Source organism: Chitinibacter sp. SCUT-21 (assembly GCA_041874755.1).
GTDB lineage: Bacteria > Pseudomonadota > Gammaproteobacteria > Burkholderiales > Chitinibacteraceae > Chitinibacter.
Genome location: CP102611.1, coordinates 2,879,099 through 2,897,976, shown reverse-complemented (window position 1 = coordinate 2,897,976; position 18,878 = coordinate 2,879,099). Strand labels below are relative to the sequence as shown.

19 protein-coding genes are annotated in these 18,878 nt (G+C 52.1%); 8 read left to right on the top strand and 11 right to left on the bottom strand.

What is annotated here, in order from left to right; all coding sequences use genetic code 11:
* Positions 1-75: 75 nt before the first annotated feature.
* Together NT239_13490 and NT239_13485 are read left to right on the top strand one after the other, a co-directional pair.
* On the top strand, positions 76-1,356 hold the full coding sequence (locus NT239_13490; GenBank protein XGA70768.1) for a DUF3391 domain-containing protein: 1,281 nt from the start codon (positions 76-78) through the stop codon (positions 1,354-1,356).
* Positions 1,353-3,233: an ATP-binding protein gene (locus NT239_13485; GenBank protein XGA70767.1), complete on the top strand. Its 1,881-nt coding sequence runs from the start codon at positions 1,353-1,355 to the stop codon at positions 3,231-3,233. The genes NT239_13490 and NT239_13485 overlap by 4 nt, the downstream gene beginning before the upstream one ends.
* A gap of 22 nt (positions 3,234-3,255) precedes the next feature.
* Here NT239_13485 and queG read toward each other — a convergent pair whose 3' ends face one another.
* Positions 3,256-4,347 (bottom strand): tRNA epoxyqueuosine(34) reductase QueG, encoded by a 1,092-nt coding sequence (gene queG / locus NT239_13480; GenBank protein XGA70766.1) that lies wholly within the window; start codon positions 4,345-4,347, stop codon positions 3,256-3,258.
* Positions 4,348-4,375: 28 nt separating this feature from the next.
* Here queG and tsaE point away from each other — a divergent pair, with 28 nt between their 5' ends.
* Together tsaE and NT239_13470 are read left to right on the top strand one after the other, a co-directional pair.
* Positions 4,376-4,858: a tRNA (adenosine(37)-N6)-threonylcarbamoyltransferase complex ATPase subunit type 1 TsaE gene (gene tsaE, locus NT239_13475; GenBank protein XGA70765.1), complete on the top strand. Its 483-nt coding sequence runs from the start codon at positions 4,376-4,378 to the stop codon at positions 4,856-4,858.
* On the top strand, positions 4,825-6,210 hold the full coding sequence (locus NT239_13470) for an N-acetylmuramoyl-L-alanine amidase (protein ID XGA70764.1): 1,386 nt from the start codon (positions 4,825-4,827) through the stop codon (positions 6,208-6,210). Before tsaE ends, NT239_13470 begins: the two co-directional genes overlap by 34 nt.
* On the opposite strand, the gene NT239_13465 is transcribed toward NT239_13470, so the two are convergent.
* A complete protein-coding gene (locus NT239_13465) occupies positions 6,211-6,591 on the bottom strand; it encodes a response regulator transcription factor (GenBank protein ID XGA70763.1) in 381 nt (126 codons plus the stop codon).
* A gap of 84 nt (positions 6,592-6,675) precedes the next feature.
* On the opposite strand from NT239_13465, the gene mutL reads away from it, so the two are divergent.
* From mutL to miaA, 3 genes are read left to right on the top strand one after another with little or no spacing between them, the layout of a single operon-like run.
* Positions 6,676-8,784, top strand: coding sequence for a DNA mismatch repair endonuclease MutL (gene mutL / locus NT239_13460; protein ID XGA70762.1), 2,109 nt, complete (start codon positions 6,676-6,678; stop codon positions 8,782-8,784).
* Entirely contained in the window at positions 8,784-9,569 is a 786-nt protein-coding gene (locus NT239_13455) for a hypothetical protein (protein XGA70761.1), read from the top strand. Before mutL ends, NT239_13455 begins: the two co-directional genes overlap by 1 nt.
* Positions 9,562-10,497, top strand: coding sequence for a tRNA (adenosine(37)-N6)-dimethylallyltransferase MiaA (miaA, locus tag NT239_13450; protein ID XGA70760.1), 936 nt, complete (start codon positions 9,562-9,564; stop codon positions 10,495-10,497). The genes NT239_13455 and miaA overlap by 8 nt, the downstream gene beginning before the upstream one ends.
* A 60-nt stretch (positions 10,498-10,557) precedes the next feature.
* Here the strand turns inward: miaA and NT239_13445 are convergent, their stop codons facing one another.
* The 9 genes from NT239_13445 to NT239_13405 form a co-directional block, all read right to left on the bottom strand.
* Complete coding sequence (locus NT239_13445; GenBank protein ID XGA70759.1) at positions 10,558-11,226, bottom strand: MarC family NAAT transporter; 669 nt, start codon at positions 11,224-11,226, stop codon at positions 10,558-10,560.
* Positions 11,227-11,329: 103 nt separating this feature from the next.
* Positions 11,330-11,761: a BLUF domain-containing protein gene (locus NT239_13440; protein ID XGA70758.1), complete on the bottom strand. Its 432-nt coding sequence runs from the start codon at positions 11,759-11,761 to the stop codon at positions 11,330-11,332.
* A 129-nt stretch (positions 11,762-11,890) separates the two neighbouring features.
* Positions 11,891-12,547 (bottom strand): adenylate kinase, encoded by a 657-nt coding sequence (adk, locus tag NT239_13435; protein ID XGA70757.1) that lies wholly within the window; start codon positions 12,545-12,547, stop codon positions 11,891-11,893.
* A 96-nt stretch (positions 12,548-12,643) separates the two neighbouring features.
* Positions 12,644-13,417, bottom strand: coding sequence for a 3-deoxy-manno-octulosonate cytidylyltransferase (kdsB, locus tag NT239_13430; GenBank protein ID XGA70756.1), 774 nt, complete (start codon positions 13,415-13,417; stop codon positions 12,644-12,646).
* 18 nt (positions 13,418-13,435) lie between these two features.
* On the bottom strand, positions 13,436-13,615 hold the full coding sequence (locus NT239_13425; GenBank protein ID XGA70755.1) for a Trm112 family protein: 180 nt from the start codon (positions 13,613-13,615) through the stop codon (positions 13,436-13,438).
* A 3-nt stretch (positions 13,616-13,618) separates the two neighbouring features.
* Complete coding sequence (lpxK, locus tag NT239_13420) at positions 13,619-14,704, bottom strand: tetraacyldisaccharide 4'-kinase (GenBank protein ID XGA70754.1); 1,086 nt, start codon at positions 14,702-14,704, stop codon at positions 13,619-13,621.
* A 790-nt stretch (positions 14,705-15,494) separates the two neighbouring features.
* Positions 15,495-15,896: a hypothetical protein gene (locus NT239_13415; GenBank protein ID XGA70753.1), complete on the bottom strand. Its 402-nt coding sequence runs from the start codon at positions 15,894-15,896 to the stop codon at positions 15,495-15,497.
* Positions 15,897-15,912: 16 nt separating this feature from the next.
* Positions 15,913-16,332 carry a biopolymer transporter ExbD gene (locus NT239_13410; GenBank protein ID XGA70752.1) on the bottom strand — a complete coding sequence of 140 codons (420 nt, stop codon included), beginning with the start codon at positions 16,330-16,332 and terminating at the stop codon, positions 15,913-15,915.
* Between the two features lie 155 nt (positions 16,333-16,487).
* On the bottom strand, positions 16,488-17,099 hold the full coding sequence (locus NT239_13405; protein ID XGA70751.1) for a MotA/TolQ/ExbB proton channel family protein: 612 nt from the start codon (positions 17,097-17,099) through the stop codon (positions 16,488-16,490).
* A gap of 358 nt (positions 17,100-17,457) precedes the next feature.
* Between NT239_13405 and xseA the strand changes: the two genes are divergently transcribed.
* Positions 17,458-18,819, top strand: coding sequence for an exodeoxyribonuclease VII large subunit (gene xseA, locus NT239_13400; protein ID XGA70750.1), 1,362 nt, complete (start codon positions 17,458-17,460; stop codon positions 18,817-18,819).
* The last annotated feature ends 59 nt before the right edge of the window (positions 18,820-18,878 follow it).

The following is an 18,878-nucleotide window of genomic DNA, read 5'->3' as shown; positions in this document are numbered from 1 at the left end:
TACCAAAAAAACCAAAATAGGCCATACTAGAAAACAGTTTCACTCAGTCAATTTAGCTACGGTAACAACGGTGCAATGACTCAAGACGACACAGCGGTATTTATCTCACCAGATCAACTCCAAATCGGATTATTTATCCAACTTGATTTGCATTGGATGGATCACCCGTTTCCGTTTGGTAGTTTCAAGCTTAAATCTGACGAGCAAATTAATACGCTGAAAAAACTAGGTTTGACGCAGATTCGCTACATTCCGGATAAGAGCGACTGCCAACCGAAAGAAACAGCAATTGCCACGCCACAAACACCAACCAGCGAAGAGATTCCCGAGTTAGACCCAGCAATCGCCGCTGAATTGGCCGCCAAACGCCAGCGCCAAGCCGAACAAGAGCGACGCAAAGCGCAATTGGCCGAATGCACGAAGGCGTTTAGCTTGGCCGCCAACGCCGTGCGTAAGCTAACCAAAGAAATTCACAGCAATCCCCGCGAGAGTATTGCCGCCGGTGAGCAACTCATCAGCACCATGCTCGATTCATTGCTCACCGATAACGACATTGCGATTCATTTGATGAATGAAAAATCGATGGGTGATGATTTGTATTTTCACGCCCTCAATACCACCGTGCTGGCACTCTTGCTCGCGCGCGAAATGAAGTGCGATCGCGCAGCCATTGAAACGCTAGGAATGGCGGCGTTAATGCACGACATTGGCAAAGTGGAAGTGCCAGATCGCATTTTACTGAAAACCGAGGCTCTGAATCGTGCAGAAAAAAGCTTGCTGGAGCAACACTGCCAATGGGGCGTCGAGGCAGGCCAGCGGGCGCAGCTCAAGCCTGAAATCCTAACTTTAATCAAACAACACCATGAGTATTGTGATGGTAGCGGCTACCCCAAACAATTGAAGCTGGAGCAAATTGATCCATTAGCGCGCATTTTGGTTGTTGCCAATACGTATGACAACTATTGCAACAAGGTCAATCCTGCTGATTCGCTAACCCCGCATGAGGGGTTGGCTTTGATGTTTTCGCACCAAAAGGCCAAATTCGATCCTGCGCCGATGAATATTTTGATTCGTAGCTTAGGTGTATATCCGCCAGGCACCTTGGTACAGCTGTCAAATGAGCATTATGGTTTGGTGGTCGCTGTGAACTCCTCCCGACCGCTCAAACCGCAAGTTTTAGTACACGACCCAGCGATTACGCGCGATGAGGCGATGGTGCTGGATTTAGAACGCCATCCAGATCTGAATATCAGCAAGGCACTGAAAGCTAGCCAACTGCCGCGTCCGGTTCTGTCCTACCTTAATCCGCGCAAACGCATGACGTACTACTTTAGCCCGAGTGAGGCTTTGATATGATAGCCCCTCAGTTACTCAGTGATTATTGCGCCACGGCTATTTTGGCGGTTAACCCGCAAGATGAAAGCATCGTTGCCTGCAACCCCGCCTGTGAAACTTTGCTTGGCTACACCAGCGCACAATTAATCGGCTTAAAAATCTCTGAGATTGAAGTCGGTTTGCAGGATGTTTTCTTTTGGGAAGATGTCCGTAATTCTGGCGTGCAGGAGGTATTTCAAGTTGAAGGCGAATATCGTCATCGCAACGGGCATTTTATTTTTGTCAGCAAAACCATCCGCATCGTGCAGCAGGATGGGCAAACGCTGTGCATTATTTCAGCCAACGATATTAGTGCCAATAAACGTCTAGAAGATGAAAGCGCACGCACCAGCGCGCTACTTTCCGCCACGCTTGAATCGACGGCAGACGGCATACTGGTCTGTGATTTAAATGGCAACGTCATCAATTACAATCACAGGCTTGGCCAAATTTGGCCTTGGCATGCCAATAATGATCCGAGCTTACATCGGCAGCTTGAAGAATTTAAAGCTCAACTCTGTGATCGCTCTGGATTCGAGCAATGGTTGGCCTTGCTATTTCATGACCCCTATATCGAAGAACAAAACACATTTAAATTGTACGATGATCGGGTATTTGAAATCAGTAGCTGCCCTCTGCAATACCGCGATGCGCCGATTGGTCGGCTATTTTGTGTTCACGATATTTCATCGCTAAAAGCCACCGAGGCCGCACTGCGCGAGGCACGCGACATCGCCATGCATGCCAGCAAAGCCAAATCAGATTTCCTAGCGCATATGAGTCATGAGCTGCGCACCCCACTCAACGCTATTCTGGGCTTTGCGCAAGTAATTGAAGCCGACGAGAGTGCTAGCAATCACATTTTAGGGGGCTATATCCATAAAGCAGGGCAACATCTGCTCGGTCTGATCAATGAAGTTCTGGATTTAGCGAGTATCGAAGCCGGTAAGATGGCCTTGCAACTTGAATCGGTTGACACCATCGCCTGCATCAACGATTGCCTGCAACTCACTGAAGTGCTCAGCAAAGATAAGGGCATTACTCTGCAAATTACCCCTCCGAGCGAGCCTTGTTTTATTTGGGCGGATGGTCGACGCCTGAAACAAATGTTGCTCAATTTGATCTCAAATGCCATTAAATACAACCGACCTCATGGCTCGGTGAACATCACGCTTGAACACCGACAAAACGAGTGTTGGCGGATCAATGTGCAGGACACAGGCATGGGCATCTCAGAAGACGACCAGCGCCAACTCTTTATGGCCTTTAACCGCGTTGGCAATGCGCAAAGTAGCATTGAGGGAACAGGGATTGGACTCGCTTTCACAAAAAAACTCGCCCAGATCATGCACGGTGCAATTGGGATGAGCAGCGAACTGAATGTCGGCAGTTGCTTCTGGATCGAGCTTCCAGCCTCGGCCGCGCCTAGCCCCGCCAATGCTCACCAAACCATCGCTATTTCACAAGGCGCACAGACGATTTTGTATATCGAAGACGATCTGCTATCACAAAAATTGATCCAAAATATTCTGGCTTCACAACGCCCAGACTACCAAGTTTTTGTCGCCAAAACCGCTCAAGAAGGAATTGGTCTAGCAAAGCAACTGATGCCAGATCTCATTTTGCTTGACCAGCAATTACCCGATGGCAGCGGGCAGATGATTTTTGAGCAATTACGCAAAAATGAGCGCACGCGCGTCATCCCCTGCATTGCTCTTTCGGGCAATACCTTGCCCGAGCAAATTGACGATGCATTGCGCCTTGGCTTTTGCGCCTACTTAAGCAAACCGATACAAATCAGCCAGGCTTTGCTCACGATTGATCAAGTATTACGCGAGCACAGCAAGAAAAAAACATAGATGTATAAGCACCCAACTCTTATCATTTAATGCTCTCATGAATATACCCGCCCACCAGCAAAGCCCATTCAACGTGTTCTCGCACCAAATCATTGGGATCAGCACGACGAGCCAGTAATGCTGCGCCAATCTCAGGGCGTGCGGACGCATTACCCAAACCAATCGCCAGATTACTCAACCATTTGGCGTAGCCAATCCGATATATCGGGCTACCGGCCATTTTTTGGTTAAAGTCAGCCTCGCTCCAGGCAAATAATTCGAGCAAGCTCACATCATCTAGCCCATTGCGAATCGCAAAATCGGTTTCCGGGCTTTGCGCGGCGAAACGATTCCACGGGCACACAAGCTGACAATCGTCGCAGCCATACACCCGATTGCCGATCGCGCGGCGAAACTCGAGTGGAATAGCGCCTTTGAGCTCGATCGTTAAATACGAAATACAGCGCCGAGCATCCACTTGATACGGCGCAACAATCGCCTGCGTTGGACAGGCGTCGATACAGGCCGTGCATTTACCACAATGCTCTTTGGGCAACGGTGGATCAGTTGGCAGCGGCAAATCGGTAAATAGCTCGCCCAAAAAATAAAACGAGCCATACTCGCGGTTGATCAATAGCGAATGTTTGCCGCGCCAGCCGTTGCCCGCCTGTTTGGCAACTTCAACCTCTAGCACCGGCGCCGAATCGACAAACACCCGATGGCCATATTGCCCCGCTACGGCGCTGATTTTATCGGCCAATTGCTGCAGACGATTACGCAAAACTTTGTGATAATCACGCCCTAGCGCGTAACGCGAAATATACGCCTTGGATGTATCGGCCAGAACCTGCTCTGGATCTTGCCCTGCGGACAGATACGGCATAAAAACACTAATCACCGACAAGGTATTTGGTACTAATTCCGCTGGTCGGGCGCGTTTCAAGCCGTGCCTTGCCATATAATCCATTTCGCCGTGATAACCCTTGTCCAGCCACGCCAGTAGTTCGGCTTCGGCATGACTTAAATCGACGCCAGTAATCGCCGCGCGGGCAAAGCCAAGCTCGCGCGCCCAGTCCTTAATGGATAAGGCCAATTGCGCGTAGTCGGCAGCAGGGTGAGTAACAATTTGATCCATCAGATTTTTTAAACGGAAGTATGAGTCAATGCAGCCCAATGATAACGCCTTTTCGGTTTATTTAAGCGACGAAGACGCCACGCTGGCGCTGGGCGCGCAGCTAGCGCGCGCGATTGCGCCGGGGATGACGGTGTTTCTAGAAGGCAATTTGGGCGCAGGCAAAACCACCTTAACCCGCGGAGTGTTGCGCGGATTGGGCTTTAATGGTCGGGTAAAGAGCCCAACCTATACCTTGGTTGAACCTTATACTGTTTCTAGCTTATACTTTTATCACTTTGATTTATATCGGTTTAATGATCCAAGCGAATGGGAAGACGCCGGCTTTCGTGACTACTTTAACAGCGAGTCGGTTTGCCTGATTGAATGGGCCGATAAAGCCCAAGGCCAACTCCCCCAGCCCGACTGGATGATTGAATTGGCACCTGAAAACAACGGTCGCCGCTTAGTACTTAACGCATTGACTCCTTTAGGTTTGGCATGTCAAAACACCCTGAAATCGCTGAGCAATTAATCGCTTCATCTTCAACGCTGAAACTAGAGCGACGCGACGTACTGCGCGGCCTGGCTGCGTCCTTATTGCTCTCGGTGTCCCCAGTGGGTTTGGCTGCGGCCAGCGCTAGCGTCGTCGCGGTGCGCGTCTGGCCTGCCAATGCCTATACGCGAGTCACGATCGAGTCGAGCGCGCCACTCACTTTTAAGCAATTTCTGCTTAAAGACCCAGAGCGCCTTGTCGTCGATTTGGAAGGCGTTGACCTCAATAACGAATTGCAAAGCTTGGCCGGCAAGGTCGGCGAAGACGATCCGTATATCAAGTTGCTGCGCGCGGGCCGCAATAAGCCGGGCGTGGTGCGTTTGGTGCTGGACCTCAAAACAGCGGTCAAGCCACAGATTTTCACGCTCGACCCGGTATCGGAATACAAAAACCGTTTGGTAATCGATTTATACCCTGCGGTACAAACCGACGAGCTGCTGGCGTTTTTAAATGACAATAGCCATCTGAAAACCGATCCTGTGCCGCCAGTCGTCGTTGCGCCAACCGAGAAAAACACCGCCAGCTCGGCCAGCAGCGCGAAAAAAGCCGACGCCAGCGAGCCAGCCAAAAACGAGAAAAAACCAAGCGAAACGGTTGATCGCAATAAACTGCAAGTCGATCGCCTGATTACTGTCGTGCTTGACCCAGGCCACGGTGGTGAAGACCCGGGTGCGGTCGGCCCGAGCGGCACGTATGAAAAAACCGTCGTCTTGCAAATCGCCAAACGCCTGCGCGATTTGCTGCAAAGCGAGCCCAATTTCCGCGTAGTGCTGACGCGCGACGCCGATTTCTTTGTGCCTTTAGGCGTTCGCGTGCGTAAAGCGCGCGCGGTGCAAGCCGATTTATTTGTCTCGATTCACGCCGACGCCTTTGTGCGCCCCGATGCCAATGGCTCGTCTGTATTTGCGCTCTCGGAAGGCGGCGCATCGAGCACCGCGGCACGCTGGTTGGCGCAAACGCAAAATGATGCCGATTTGATTGGCGGAGTGAAGATCAAAGGAGGTGAAGACCTGCGTAAAACGCTGATGGATTTAACGACGACGGCGACGATTAACGACAGTTTGAAGCTAGGTAAAGCGATGCTTGGGGAATTGGGCGGCATCAATCGGCTGCACAAACCCAATGTCGAGCAAGCCAGCTTTGCAGTACTCAAAGCGCCTGATATTCCATCGGTCTTGGTCGAAACCGCGTTTATTTCGAATCCAGCGGAAGAGCAAAAGTTGATTGACGAGGCGTATCAGCAAAAAATGGCACAAGCCTTATTCAAAGGCATCAAACGTTACTTTGCGAAAAATCCGCCACTGGCGCGCACCCGCATCGCGACCAAATAATTACAACTTAACGCCAACGGCTTTGCCGATGGCGTCGAGCAAACGCGCAGGGGTAAATGGCTTGACGACAAAGCCACTCGCCCCTAGCGTTAAAGCTTCGCGCACGTGCTCGCCGGTGGCTTCGCCACTAACCATAATCACTTTTGGTTGCGGGTTGAGCTTCAACAATTGCGGCAGCAGCGCCAAACCATCGGTTTCGGGCAAATTAATATCCAGCAACACCACCGTGGGATTGTGATCCATACACAATTTCAACCCATCGTGCGCGTGCCCCACATCGCCAATCACGGTGAATTCCAATTGGCGCAGCAATGCCGACATCAAGTTTCGGATAATGGCATCGTCATCAATGATGACGCAGCTGATTTTTTTGCTTCCCATCAATTCTCACCCTAACAATCATGAATTCGGCACCGACTGATATACTGACGCCCTACGCCGTTTCATATTAGACCAAAACGCCCCATGCCACGCATTCAGTTACTTTCCGACCATCTTGTGAACCAAATCGCCGCTGGCGAGGTCGTTGAGCGCCCCGCTTCGGCGCTAAAAGAATTACTGGAAAATAGCCTAGATGCCGGCAGCAAAAATCTGCAAATCGAGTTGCAAGCGGGCGGCACTAAATTACTGAAAGTCATCGACGATGGCTGTGGCATCGCCAAAGACGATCTGGAACTGGCGCTGCATCGCCATGCCACCAGTAAAATCGCCAGCATGGAAGACTTGGCGCGCGTCGGCACGCTGGGTTTTCGCGGCGAGGGTTTGGCGTCGATTGCGTCGGTATCGCGCCTGAGTTTAACCAGTCGGTTTAATGACAATGGCCAAATCTCGCCGCACGCGTGGCGCGTTGAGGCCGACCACGGCCGTATGCTCGACCCGGAACCGGCGGCGCTGGCGGCAGGTACGACAATTGAAGTGCACGAGCTGTATCACCAAGTGCCAGCGCGCAAGAAATTTCTAAAATCAGACGCAACCGAATACGCGCATTGTGCGGCGATGATCGAGCGCTTGGCGCTGGCCAATCCTAGCGTGCAATTTACTGTCATCCACAACGGCCGCGCGCAAAACCGCTGGCAAGCGGGCGATCTGAATAAACGCGCCGCAGCGATTATCGGTGAAGAATTCGTCAAAACCGGTATTCCGGTGGATGAAGGTTTTGGCAATCTGCGTTTATACGGCATTGCCGGTTCGCCAACCTTGGGCAAATCGAGCCGCGATGCGCAGTTTTTCTTTGTAAATGGCCGTTTTGTGCGCGATAAAGTTGTGCAACACGCGCTGCGCGAGGCGTATCGCGACGTGTTACACCACAATATGCACGCGGCGTTTTGCCTGTTTTTAGAGCTCGACCCCGAAGGCGTCGACGTCAATGTACACCCGACCAAAATCGAAGTGCGCTTTCGCGAAAGCCAAGCGATTTACCGCTTTTTGATTACCAGCCTATCCAAAGCGCTGGCCAAAACCACGGCCGGCGCGGCCACGCAGGATACTGCCAGCAGTATTGACCCAGAAACAGGTGAGGTATTAAGCGCTGCGGCAATACCCCAAGGTGAACTTAAACCGCAAGATTACGCGCAGATGGCCTACCGCCATCAGCAAGCGATGCCCTTGCCGATGGCGAACGAACCGTTCGCCGGTTATGGATCGATCTCGAACGAACCGTTCGCCGGATATGGATCAAACTCGAACGAGCCGTTTTCCGCCTCTGGAGCAAACTCAAGCGAAGCAAATTCCAACCAAGGATCGGCCTCAGCTCAGCAGCGGACGAACTTCAGCTACCGCGACATCGCACCCTCGTCCGGCGCACCAATGGCATTTTACGACACGCAATTTGGCGATCTGCGCCGCGATACGCCAGCCAGTACTGGCGCGCAGCCAGCGTGGATGAAGCAGTTGGAAGCAATACGTCCAGTACCGACTCGCTCAGCTAATGATTATTTACCTGTCGGCAGCGCCAGCAACACCGCCTTGCCTGCAGCCGACGACTCGGCAATTCCACCGCTGGGCTTTGCCTTGGCGCAGCTACACGGCGTGTATATTTTGAGCCAAGTGGCAGACGGGATGATCGTAGTCGACATGCACGCGGCGCACGAACGTGTGGTGTACGAAAAGCTGAAAACCGCGCTTGATTTGCAAGCAATGCCGATGCAACCCTTGCTAATCCCGCACGTTTTCGCCGCCGATAAGCTCGACGTCGCCACCGTTGAAGATCACGCCGAAGAATTGGCGGGGCTTGGTTTGGAAATTTCAGTGTCGTCGCCAACACAATTGGCCGTGCGCGCGGTGCCGATGCTGCTGAAAAACAGCAATCCAGTGGAGCTCGCGCAAGCAATGCTGCGCGATATCCGCCAAGTCGGCGTCTCGCAAGTGCTGTCTGGTCGGCGCAATGAATTGCTCGCGACGATGGCCTGCCACGGCTCGGTGCGCGCCAATCGATCACTCACCATTCCCGAAATGAACGCACTGCTACGCGAAATGGAAGTCACCGAACGTTCGGGCCAATGCAATCATGGCCGCCCGACGTGGTTCCGGCTTAGCATGAATGATCTGGATAAACTATTCATGCGGGGCCAATAATGCTCAGCGTCCTTGTCGCCAAATTGCTCGCTGGCCCGCTCGTCATCGGCGCCACCAGCTTGGCTGGGCAGCGCTGGGGCCAGCAAATGGCCGGCGTTTTGGCTGGACTGCCGAGCTTGGCGCTGCTGATTATTGGTATTTTGTGGCTGGAGCAAGGCAGCGAATTTACCCGCAACGTGATTGAATACGCGCCGATTGGCCTATTCGCCAATACCTTGTATATCCTGCTGCTGGCGTACGCGAGCCGTTTTTTTAAGGTCTTCGGTACCGTACTCGTCGCCATCAGTGGCTATGTGGCGATGGCGATTTTGCTGGTTAAATTTTCCGCCCATCAAATACCCCATAGCGGTATTTGCTCGCTAATATTCTTGGCATTAGCCTACAAGGCAATACCCAAGCAAGCCACAAGTCATCTCAAAACTACCTTGCCAAAAATTGAATTGCTGCTGCGCATGGGCTTGGCTGCGGCACTGATTTTGGCCTTAAGCCTCGCCGCGCCCAGCGTTGGCACCAGCTACAGCGGCATCTTTACTGGCTTTCCGGTCGCATCGCTGATATTGCCCGCGTTTACCTTGGCGCTGTACGGCCGCAGCGCACTCCTGCATCAATTGCGCGGCTTTGTGCTCGGTTTAATCGGCTTTGCCGTGTGCTTTTTATTATGGCCGCTCGGCATTAGCCAACTAGGTTTTGCCGCGCTACTGCCCGCCCTGTTGGCCGCCGTGTGCTGCACCGCCAGCCTGCATCTAATCGCGCAACGCCGCGCTTTGGAATTACCACATGAATAAACTGCCCCCCGCCATCTTCATCATGGGCCCGACCGCCAGCGGCAAAACCGCCGCCGCGATGCATTTGCTCGAATCGGGCCTGCCGGTTGAGCTAATCTCGGTCGATTCGGCCTTGGTGTTTCGCGATATGGACGTCGGCACCGCCAAGCCCACGCGCGAAGAATTACAACGCGCGCCGCATCATTTAATCGATATTATTAATCCAACCGAAGTGTATTCGGCCGCGCAATTTCGCAGCGACGCGCGTGCGCTGATGGACGACATTACAGCGCGCGGCAAAGTGCCGGTGCTGGTCGGCGGCACGATGCTGTATTTCAATACGCTAGAGCAAGGCATCCACGATTTACCCGAGGCCGACGCTGCGCTGCGTGAACAAATCCATGCAGATGCGATCAAACTCGGTTGGCCCGCAATGCACGAACGCCTCGCCGCGCTCGACCCGATCACCGCCGCACGCCTGTCGCCCAACGACTCGCAACGCATCGAGCGCGCAATTGAAATTTGCATTCTGGCTGGCCGCCCTATGTCGGCGATTTTGGCCGAACCTGCGCTAGACACACTGCAATACGATTTACTGAAAATCGCGCTACTGCCCTCAGACCGCGCCGTACTGCATAAACGCATTGAGCAGCGCTACGACACCATGCTGGCTGGAGGCTTGATTGATGAAGTCAAAATACTGCGCGAGAAATACCCACTGAATCTTGATTTGCCGTCAATGCGCTGCGTAGGCTATCGGCAGACTTGGGAATATTTGGATGGCGAGGTCGACCTGAAAACCAGCCGAGAAAAAGGCATTGCAGCAACACGGCAATTGGCCAAGCGCCAAATGACTTGGCTACGCAGTATGGATAATTTAAGCGTTATTGATTGCAGTGGCATTACGATGTCAGCTGACTCGCTTCAGTTAGTTCAAGCGTATTTATAAAATCGCTACCTAGCAAAAACGGCGCCGCTGCGCCGTTTTTTTCATCGAGAGAAACGCGGTTTATTTGGCTAGCGGCCAAAAAAACGGGTCGTGCAACAGATTACCAATGCCGTTAATGACAAATTGCACGCCAATACAAATAAGCAAAAAGCCCATAATTCGCGAAATCGCGTTAATGCCATCCTCGCCAAGTAAACGGTACAGCTTGGTCGAGGCGCGTAGCGTTAGCCATGAAATATAGGCCACCAGCAAAATACCAATTACAACGGTGAGATAGCCCAACCAGACTGGCAATGCCGTTTGCGTATGCACACCCGATGACATCGAGATCACCACCGCGATCGAGCCGGGGCCAGAGAGCGATGGCATCGCCAGTGGGGTAAACGAAATATCGCGTTTACTGCTGTTGGGCGCATTGCTCGCATCGTGCGGTTCGCCAAACAGCATATCAAAACCAAAATAACTAACGATAAGCCCACCTGCGATACGCAGCCCCGGAATCGAAATATTAAAGAAATCCATAATCAGCGCGCCAGCCAGTAGGAAAGTCACCAAAATCCCCGCCATATAAATACAGGCGCGTTTGACTTGGCTATCGCGCTCGGCAGCGGTCAAATGCGCCGCCATGCCTGGCAAAATTGATACGGTAATCAGCGGGTTGGTAATTGGCAGCAGGGCTGAAATGGTTGCCAGCACGGTGGCAAATATTTCGAACAAGATTTTTTCCATGGGTATTGCCCTACTTGGCAAGAATGATTTGAAAAAAACAAGCATACGGCATGGGGTATTAAAGCTGCAATGCGGAAAAGTGGCAATCTATTGCCGCCCAATTTCAGCTTTGCTGATCGTGGGTGAGCTTTAAAAAATCAAACATCAACTTTTGCAAATCTGGATCATCCTCGAGTGCCTCAACTACTTTGGCCAAGCTCGTGAGTTCGGCATAATCTTGCCGAATATGCGGATAAATAAAATCGTAATCGCGAAAAAACATCGTCCAATGCGGAAACCGCCGCTCCATCAGCACTTCTTCACTGATGAGTTCCACATCTTCATGCCGATGATCTTGGCCAATCCGCGCAAAAACGGTTCGCACCTGATCGGGTGGCCCTTCAAGGTATTGCAGAAAAAAACCCTGCTGATACAGCAATAAACCCGTAATGTTATTGTGCGCATTGCGTACCTGACATTCACGCATTAGCTGCATGCGCATATCTTCGGTAAGCATTTTTTTTGAATGGCTAATATAGGTCAATCCCAAATACATAGTCGCCTCCTGATTTCTCTTTTTAGGCGAAAAAGTGAAAATAATCAGGAATATCCAAGCCCCGAGCAGAGGTTTGAGGCATAAAAAAACCGCACCCTAAAGTGCGGTTTTTTGCGAACACCGGCTTGATTATGCGCCGAGAGCTTTCAGAGTCTCGTCGCGCACGGTTTCAACCGCTTGCGTGCCGTCGATTTTAATGTACTTAGGTGCGTTAGCCGCGCCAGATTCAGCCATCTTGCCGTAGAAGCCAACCAATACTTCGGTTTGCTCGTGGTAAACGCCAAGGCGTTTCAATACCACTTCTTCTTTGTCGTCGTCACGTTGGATCAGCTCTTCACCGGTTTCGTCGTCTTTACCTTCCACTTTCGGCGGATTGTATTTCACGTGGTAAGTGCGGCCTGAAGCCACGTGTACACGGCGACCTGCCATGCGGTCAACGATGGCAGCGTCCGGCACGTCGATTTCAACCACGTAGTCGATGTCCACGCCAGCCGCGATCATCGCTTCAGCTTGTGGAATCGTGCGTGGGAAACCGTCGAACAAGAAGCCATTGGCTGCGTCTGGCTGAGCGATGCGCTCTTTCACCAAACCGATGATAATGTCATCACGCACCAAACCGCCCGCGTCCATAATCGCTTTCGCTTCCAAACCCAACGGCGTGCCGGCTTTTACCGCTGCGCGCAGCATGTCGCCCGTTGAGATTTGTGGAATATTGAATTTTTCGCGGATGTAATTAGCTTGAGTGCCTTTACCAGCGCCTGGTGCGCCCAGAAGGATTAATCGCATTGCTCAGTTCCCCAACGTTTAAAAAGTAAAACAGTGATCGATTTCGATTCTAATTATTTCAATTGCTCGTGTGCTTACGCACCCGCTTTGCGTCCATTACGCTTGCGCAAAAACGGCGCGCACACGTTCTAAATCTTCGGGCGTATCCACGCCGGCTGCTGGCGCTTGTGCGGCGCGGTAAACGCCGATTTTATAGCCATGCCATAAAACGCGCAGCTGCTCTAATTTTTCAATATCTTCTAATTTCGATGCTTCCAGCTTGGCGTAGGCGCGCAGAAATCCTGCTCTATAGGCGTATAGGCCGATATGCCTTTGTGCATCTAGCTCAGCAGGCAATACCCAGTCATCCTCTTCGTTATCCGATGCAAACGCATCACGATCCCACGGAATGGGCGCGCGGCTAAAATACATAGCTTGCTGTTGTGCATTGCAAACAACTTTGACCACATTCGGGTTAAAGAAGTCTTCGGCGCTGTCAATTTTGTGGCTGGCCGTTGCCATGGCGAGGCTTTTATCCGCCGCTAAATGCGCTGCGACTGCGGTAATCAAGTCTGGGTCAATCAGCGGCTCATCGCCTTGTACATTGACCACGATTGCGTCGTCGGGCAATGCCATCCGTTCCACCACCTCGGCCAAGCGCTCAGTGCCTGAGGTGTGATCGGGGCTGGTGAGCATACAGGCGTAGCCTGCTAACGCCACGGTATCTTGCACCGCCATATCATCGCACGCCACCACCACGGCCTCGGCGTCGGTTTTTAATGCCTGCTCGATCACGCGGATAATCATGGGCTTGCCGCCAATATCCGCCAGCGGTTTATTCGGTAAACGCGTCGATTTTAAGCGGGCAGGGATAATGGCGTAAAAGCGCATGATTGATCTCCAGCGTGATTAAATGGCTTCATCCGCAGCGATTTGGCGCGCTTCGCCTTCGAGCATCACCGGAATACCATCTTTAATCGCAAATGCAAGGCGATCGGCTTTACAGATCAACTCTTGCGCGGCTTTGTTGTACACCAGGGGGCCTTTGCACACAGGGCAAACGAGAATCTCAAGCAATTTGGCGTCCATGATTTACCTTTGGTCTTGAATTAAACGATCAATGCGCTGCGCCAAATCGGGCGAAATCACCGCGTTGACCGGCAAAACCCAGATTCTATCACCGAGCGCGCCCTGAGTCGCGTCAAGCTGCGCTTTGTTTTGCAGCAATGCCGCAATTTTCACCGCGTCTTTTTCAGTGACGATAATCTCGCCCTCGCACGGCAAATCGGCCAGCGTAAACGCATGATGGTCGGGAAATACGTGCTCGGTGTAGCTAAACCCCAAGCTTGCGAGCGTGTTAAAAAAGCGTTGCGGATTGCCAATCCCCACCACGGCGTGCAGTGGCGCGGCAAAATCTGTGGGGAGGCGTTTCTGGCTGGCATCGTTCAGGCAATAACACGCATCGGCGAGCAAGCTCATTTGATGGCTCGACATATACCCATTGCCGTGTAGCCCCGCAAGCCAATCACTAATTGGCACTACATCAGATACCCCATTCACAACCAAGGCATTCACCGTGCTCAAACGTGTCTTCGCCTCGCGCAGTGGCCCAGCGGGAATGCGCAAGCCATTGCCAAGGCAGCGAGCTGCATCGAGCACACAAATTTCAAAATCACGCGCCAGCGCGTAATGCTGCAAACCATCGTCGCACAAGAGCAGATTCACGTTTGGATACGCCGCCAACAGCGCCCTACCCGCCTCGGCCCGCCGCCGCGCAACGAACACCGGCACAGGCAAATCCGCCAGCGAGCGCCGCATCAACAAGGGCTCGTCACCCACTTCGCTGGGCAAACTAGCCAACTCAACCGCGCGCGCCGCGCCATCATCATCGTGGCGACCATAGCCACGGGAAATAATCCCGACCTGATAACCCAGCGCACTCAAACCGCGCGCCAAAGCCATCGTCAACGGCGTCTTGCCCGTACCTCCCGCAGTGATATTGCCAACCACAACGACAGGCACTGGCAAGCGGGTCGATTTTTTGATGCCCAGTTTGAATAGCGCGGCATTGACCGCCGCCAGCGCAGCGAAAAGCAGCGACAAAGGCCACAAAATTACTGCGCCGAGCGACAGCGATGGGCGATACCAGATGCGGTGGATGAGGGATTCGAGGCTCATAACATCATGTAGGGCGGGTTAGCCGCAGGCGTAACCCGCCAAGATCGTTAAAACATAGCCTCAGTGCTACAGGGCTACCATGTTTTTGTTTCACCGCCATTGTATGGCCTGCTATGCAGGCGGTAAACCGGCGATTCTGCCCGACTGACGACGTAACGAAGCTTGGCGGTTTGCCGCCGTAGCAAAGGCCGTGGCCGATGGCCAGCAAGGGGCGTCTTGCCCGCCCCTTGCAACCCTCGCGCGCCCGATCGCCGCGAAACCCCGTCCGTCCAGCAATTAGCAAGGCGATGCGGCAAACTCGCGTTGCGCTAGCGTCGCAACGCTCAAACAGCCGCATCTTAAAACCTTGCCAACCGCCTCCCGAACGGCGCGGCTCCACGGGCAAGCCGTTCTAATTAGCAATAGGGGGTATATCCACCAAAGTTAATTCAACACTAATTTTCAGAGCAACACTAAGGCAGGTATCTTTCCGTGATGGTTGGTCTAGAGCTTGATTCCCGTGTAGCGAAAACCGCGGCGAGGAGGGAGACAAACGGCTTTATCGTTTGGCTCACGACGAAGCAAGGGCAGCGCGGAGCGCTTTTCGCCCGGGTCGCCTTCTCTTGCTTACTTCTCTTGGCGAAGCAAGAGAAGTAAGTGCCGCGGCGCATAGCCGCCAACCCCGATCAATGAAATTGCAATAGACCAATCACCATTAGTGGCATCTCATGCGTCCGTTTACACTCCGCTAATCGTACAAAGCATGCGGGGCAATTATTGGCCCAACCTAAGAGTATTGTGTTTTCTTTAGTTACAATGTCAACGAATAGCCAAAGAACGTCGATGCAGTTAAACCAAGAGCGGATGACCATACATATAAAGCACGTTTACCTGAAACGAGAGGCCTAGTCACCACATTAACAAGTATTGATGCAATAAAAAAACCAGCGATTGGCTGCCACCAAGGAAGAATAAAAAATCCATATATTGGAAAAAGAAATACTCCAATAGAGCAAGGAAACGTTGTCAAATAAAAGAATACTAAAAGGCCTTTAGTAGGTGGAGCGTGTAAATCAGGCTGAGCAAAAACAGTTCGTGCTATATCCCCACAAGATAAAACTAGAAACATAATCACTAAGAAGTGAGGAAAAGACATATCAAACACCTTTTTAAGCCGCAAAAAAACAAAACGGAGCTTACGCTCCGTTTTCATTTCAGATCAAGATAAATTACTTCCCTGTCGTCTGCGTCGCAAACGTCAACTTCCCATACCCTGCCGTCCTCGCCGCTTCCATCACATTGACCACCGATTGGTGGCTTGATTGCGCGTCGGCGTTGATGACGATCATTGGGTCGGCGTTGTTGCCGGCGGTGCGGCGTAGTAGTACCGAGAATTCGTCGGGACTGTTAAACACCGCGGGTTCGCCATTGATCGCGTATTGGCCGTTGGCCGAAATGCCGATTTGGATGGTTTGCGGCTGCTCAACTTGCTTTTCAGCATCGGCCGTCGGCAAGTTGATTTTCAATTCGGCAAATTTGGAATACGTCGTCGTCGCCATCAGGAAAATCAAAATCACCAGCAAAACGTCGATCAGCGGGATAAAGTTGATTTCGGGTTCGACGCGTTCGCGTCCTTTACGAAATTTCATAGCTTTTCAGTCCTTCAACAGGCTTTAAGAACGGAGCGAAAAGTCCAAGGACAAGGCAAAAAGGGACGAAAAACCGGAATTTACACCAAGTAAATGAGGATTTTGAGTCATCTTTTTAACGCGGTCATTGGGCTTTGCAGCCCGTTCTCAGCAAATCAGTGGTGGCGCTCGCCGTGAACGACTTCTACTAGCTTAATCGCCTGCTGTTCCATCTCAACCACGAAGTCATCCACGCGGCTCGCGAAGTAGCGGTAGAACATCAGCGCTGGTACGGCGACGATAATACCGAAGGCGGTGTTATATAGCGCAATCGAGATACCATGCGCCAGCGCCGCTGGATTGCCACCGCCGGTAGGCGCTTGCGAGCCGAAAATTTCGATCATACCAATCACGGTACCAAATAGACCGAGTAATGGCGTTACCGCCGCCAATGTGCCCAAAGTCGAGAGGTAACGATTGAGATCGTGTGCTACGGCGCTGCCGGTTTCTTCGATCGACTCTTTCATAATTTCGCGTGAGCTTTTCACATTGCGTAGGCCAGATGCCAGTACGCGGCCCAATGGGCTGTTCGCGGCCAATTTATTGAGCATTTCTGCATTCACGCCTTGCGAGCGGTATTCTTGCACCACTTTCGCGAGCAAGCCGGTGGGCAGCACTTGCGATTTACGTAAAGAGAGTAAACGCTCGATGATAATGGTCACAGTGGCAACAGAAGCGGCGATAATCAGCCAAATCGGCCAGCCAGCAGCCTGAATGATGGCGTACATAGTGGTTTAAACCTTGAAAAAAGTGAATCTGAAGTCTAGCGCGAAAACCGCGTAACTTTAGCCGCTATTTGCCGTTGGGGGAAGAGGCTATGATTACAGGTGGAGCCCTAAGCAACAGATCTAATTGGGAAAATTTTGTTTACCCACACTTTCTGTGGATAACTTTGTGAGCAAGTTGGCAAAACGGGGCTAAAAGCGGCATAAATGCTGTATATAATCGCTTTGCTACAACTTATAGCTTAAATATATTATTGTTATTTATCATCAACTTAGATGTTTTTCATAAACTACAACATTCGATTCTAACGGCAAAAGGCTTAGAAGCTGGATTTTGTGGATTACTCAAGGTGTTTTCGGCGTGAATCTTGATTTGTCAAGCCCCTCTAAAGCTGTAGTATCTGTCACGCAACTGAATCGTGACGTGCGCATGTTGCTAGAAACCGGTTTTCCCTCACTGTGGGTGGCGGGCGAAATATCTAACTTTAAACGTTATGACTCAGGGCATTGTTACTTCAGCCTGAAAGACGCCAACGCCCAAGTGCGCTGCGTGATGTTCCGTGGCCGCGCATCTCTACTCGACTTTCAACCGCGCGAAGGCTTGCAAGTCGAAGTGCGCGCGGTGGTGTCTTTATATGAAGCACGCGGCGATTTTCAGCTAACGATCGAAGCGATGCGCCAAGCGGGTCAAGGCGCGCTTTTCGAGCGTTTTGAAGCCTTAAAAAAACAACTTGCCGCCGAAGGCCTGTTTGCGGCTGAACGCAAACAAGTCATTCCAGCTTTTCCCCGCGCAATTGGTATTGTCACCTCGCCCGCGGCGGCAGCATTGCGTGATGTACTGACGACGCTAGCGCGCCGCATGCCGAATATCCCGGTGATTTTGTATCCCACCGCAGTACAAGGCGCGGATGCCGCGGCCCAAATTGCCAAGGCGATCGGCCAAGCGGCCAGCCGTAACGAGGTCGGCACGCTGATCGTGTGCCGTGGCGGCGGAAGCTTGGAAGATTTATGGTCGTTTAATGAAGAAATCGTCGCGCGCGCGATGGCGGCATGCCCGATTCCGCTGGTCAGTGGCGTCGGGCATGAAACCGACTTTACCATTGCCGATTTTGTCGCTGACGTGCGTGCGCCGACGCCAACGGCTGCGGCCGAGCTCGTCAGCCCGAATCGCGCAGAATTATTAATGCGTTTAAACCAGCAGCAGCAAAGGCTGGCGCGGGTGATGCAATATCAATTGCAGCAACACATGCAAAAGCTCGACCAACTTGGCCGCAGATTACTTCATCCGGGGCAAAGGCTGGCGCAGCAGCAACAAGACTTAGCGCACAAAGCGCGCCGTTTGCAGCAATTTATTCGCGTGTCGCAACAGCAACAGCAACAGAAACTGGCGCGCTTGGCGTTGCAATTAACACATCAACGCCCCAAGCTATCCTTGCAGCAACAGGGCTTGCAGCAGAAACAACAGCGCTTGCAACGCGCTATGCACCGTTTTTTGGAGTTGCGTCAGCAATGTTTAAAACAGACCCAATTGCAATTGGCGCCGTGGGACCCACAGCAGGTGCTAGCCCGCGGCTATGCCTTGGTTAGCAAAACCGATGGCCAAATTGTGCGTAGCGCTTTGGATGTGCGTGCAGGCGAAGCGCTGAATGTGCGCTTTGCCGATGAGCAAATCAGCGTGGAAGTACGGCAAGGCATTCTTCAGCAAGCCGAGCTGGGTTTATAAGATATACCCCCAATAGGTTTTGCTCTGCATTTCAGCTTGAATGGTTCTTACAAATCAAT

What these genes read in the sequence shown, in the direction of transcription:
- NT239_13455 (XGA70761.1), top strand. Translation starts at nt 8,784, where the DNA reads ATGCTCAGCGTCCTTGTCGCCAAATTGCTCGCTGGCCCGCTCGTCATC.
- NT239_13465 (XGA70763.1), bottom strand. Translation starts at nt 6,591, where the DNA reads ATGGGAAGCAAAAAAATCAGCTGCGTCATCATTGATGACGATGCCATT.
- NT239_13445 (XGA70759.1), bottom strand. Translation starts at nt 11,226, where the DNA reads ATGGAAAAAATCTTGTTCGAAATATTTGCCACCGTGCTGGCAACCATT.
- NT239_13470 (XGA70764.1), top strand. Translation starts at nt 4,825, where the DNA reads ATGTCAAAACACCCTGAAATCGCTGAGCAATTAATCGCTTCATCTTCA.
- NT239_13440 (XGA70758.1), bottom strand. Translation starts at nt 11,761, where the DNA reads ATGTATTTGGGATTGACCTATATTAGCCATTCAAAAAAAATGCTTACC.
- lpxK (XGA70754.1), bottom strand. Translation starts at nt 14,704, where the DNA reads ATGAGCCTCGAATCCCTCATCCACCGCATCTGGTATCGCCCATCGCTG.
- NT239_13415 (XGA70753.1), bottom strand. Translation starts at nt 15,896, where the DNA reads ATGAAAACGGAGCGTAAGCTCCGTTTTGTTTTTTTGCGGCTTAAAAAG.
- NT239_13485 (XGA70767.1), top strand. Translation starts at nt 1,353, where the DNA reads ATGATAGCCCCTCAGTTACTCAGTGATTATTGCGCCACGGCTATTTTG.
- NT239_13410 (XGA70752.1), bottom strand. Translation starts at nt 16,332, where the DNA reads ATGAAATTTCGTAAAGGACGCGAACGCGTCGAACCCGAAATCAACTTT.
- NT239_13490 (XGA70768.1), top strand. Translation starts at nt 76, where the DNA reads ATGACTCAAGACGACACAGCGGTATTTATCTCACCAGATCAACTCCAA.
- adk (XGA70757.1), bottom strand. Translation starts at nt 12,547, where the DNA reads ATGCGATTAATCCTTCTGGGCGCACCAGGCGCTGGTAAAGGCACTCAA.
- miaA (XGA70760.1), top strand. Translation starts at nt 9,562, where the DNA reads ATGAATAAACTGCCCCCCGCCATCTTCATCATGGGCCCGACCGCCAGC.
- mutL (XGA70762.1), top strand. Translation starts at nt 6,676, where the DNA reads ATGCCACGCATTCAGTTACTTTCCGACCATCTTGTGAACCAAATCGCC.
- queG (XGA70766.1), bottom strand. Translation starts at nt 4,347, where the DNA reads ATGGATCAAATTGTTACTCACCCTGCTGCCGACTACGCGCAATTGGCC.
- kdsB (XGA70756.1), bottom strand. Translation starts at nt 13,417, where the DNA reads ATGCGCTTTTACGCCATTATCCCTGCCCGCTTAAAATCGACGCGTTTA.
- NT239_13405 (XGA70751.1), bottom strand. Translation starts at nt 17,099, where the DNA reads ATGTACGCCATCATTCAGGCTGCTGGCTGGCCGATTTGGCTGATTATC.
- NT239_13425 (XGA70755.1), bottom strand. Translation starts at nt 13,615, where the DNA reads ATGGACGCCAAATTGCTTGAGATTCTCGTTTGCCCTGTGTGCAAAGGC.
- tsaE (XGA70765.1), top strand. Translation starts at nt 4,376, where the DNA reads ATGCAGCCCAATGATAACGCCTTTTCGGTTTATTTAAGCGACGAAGAC.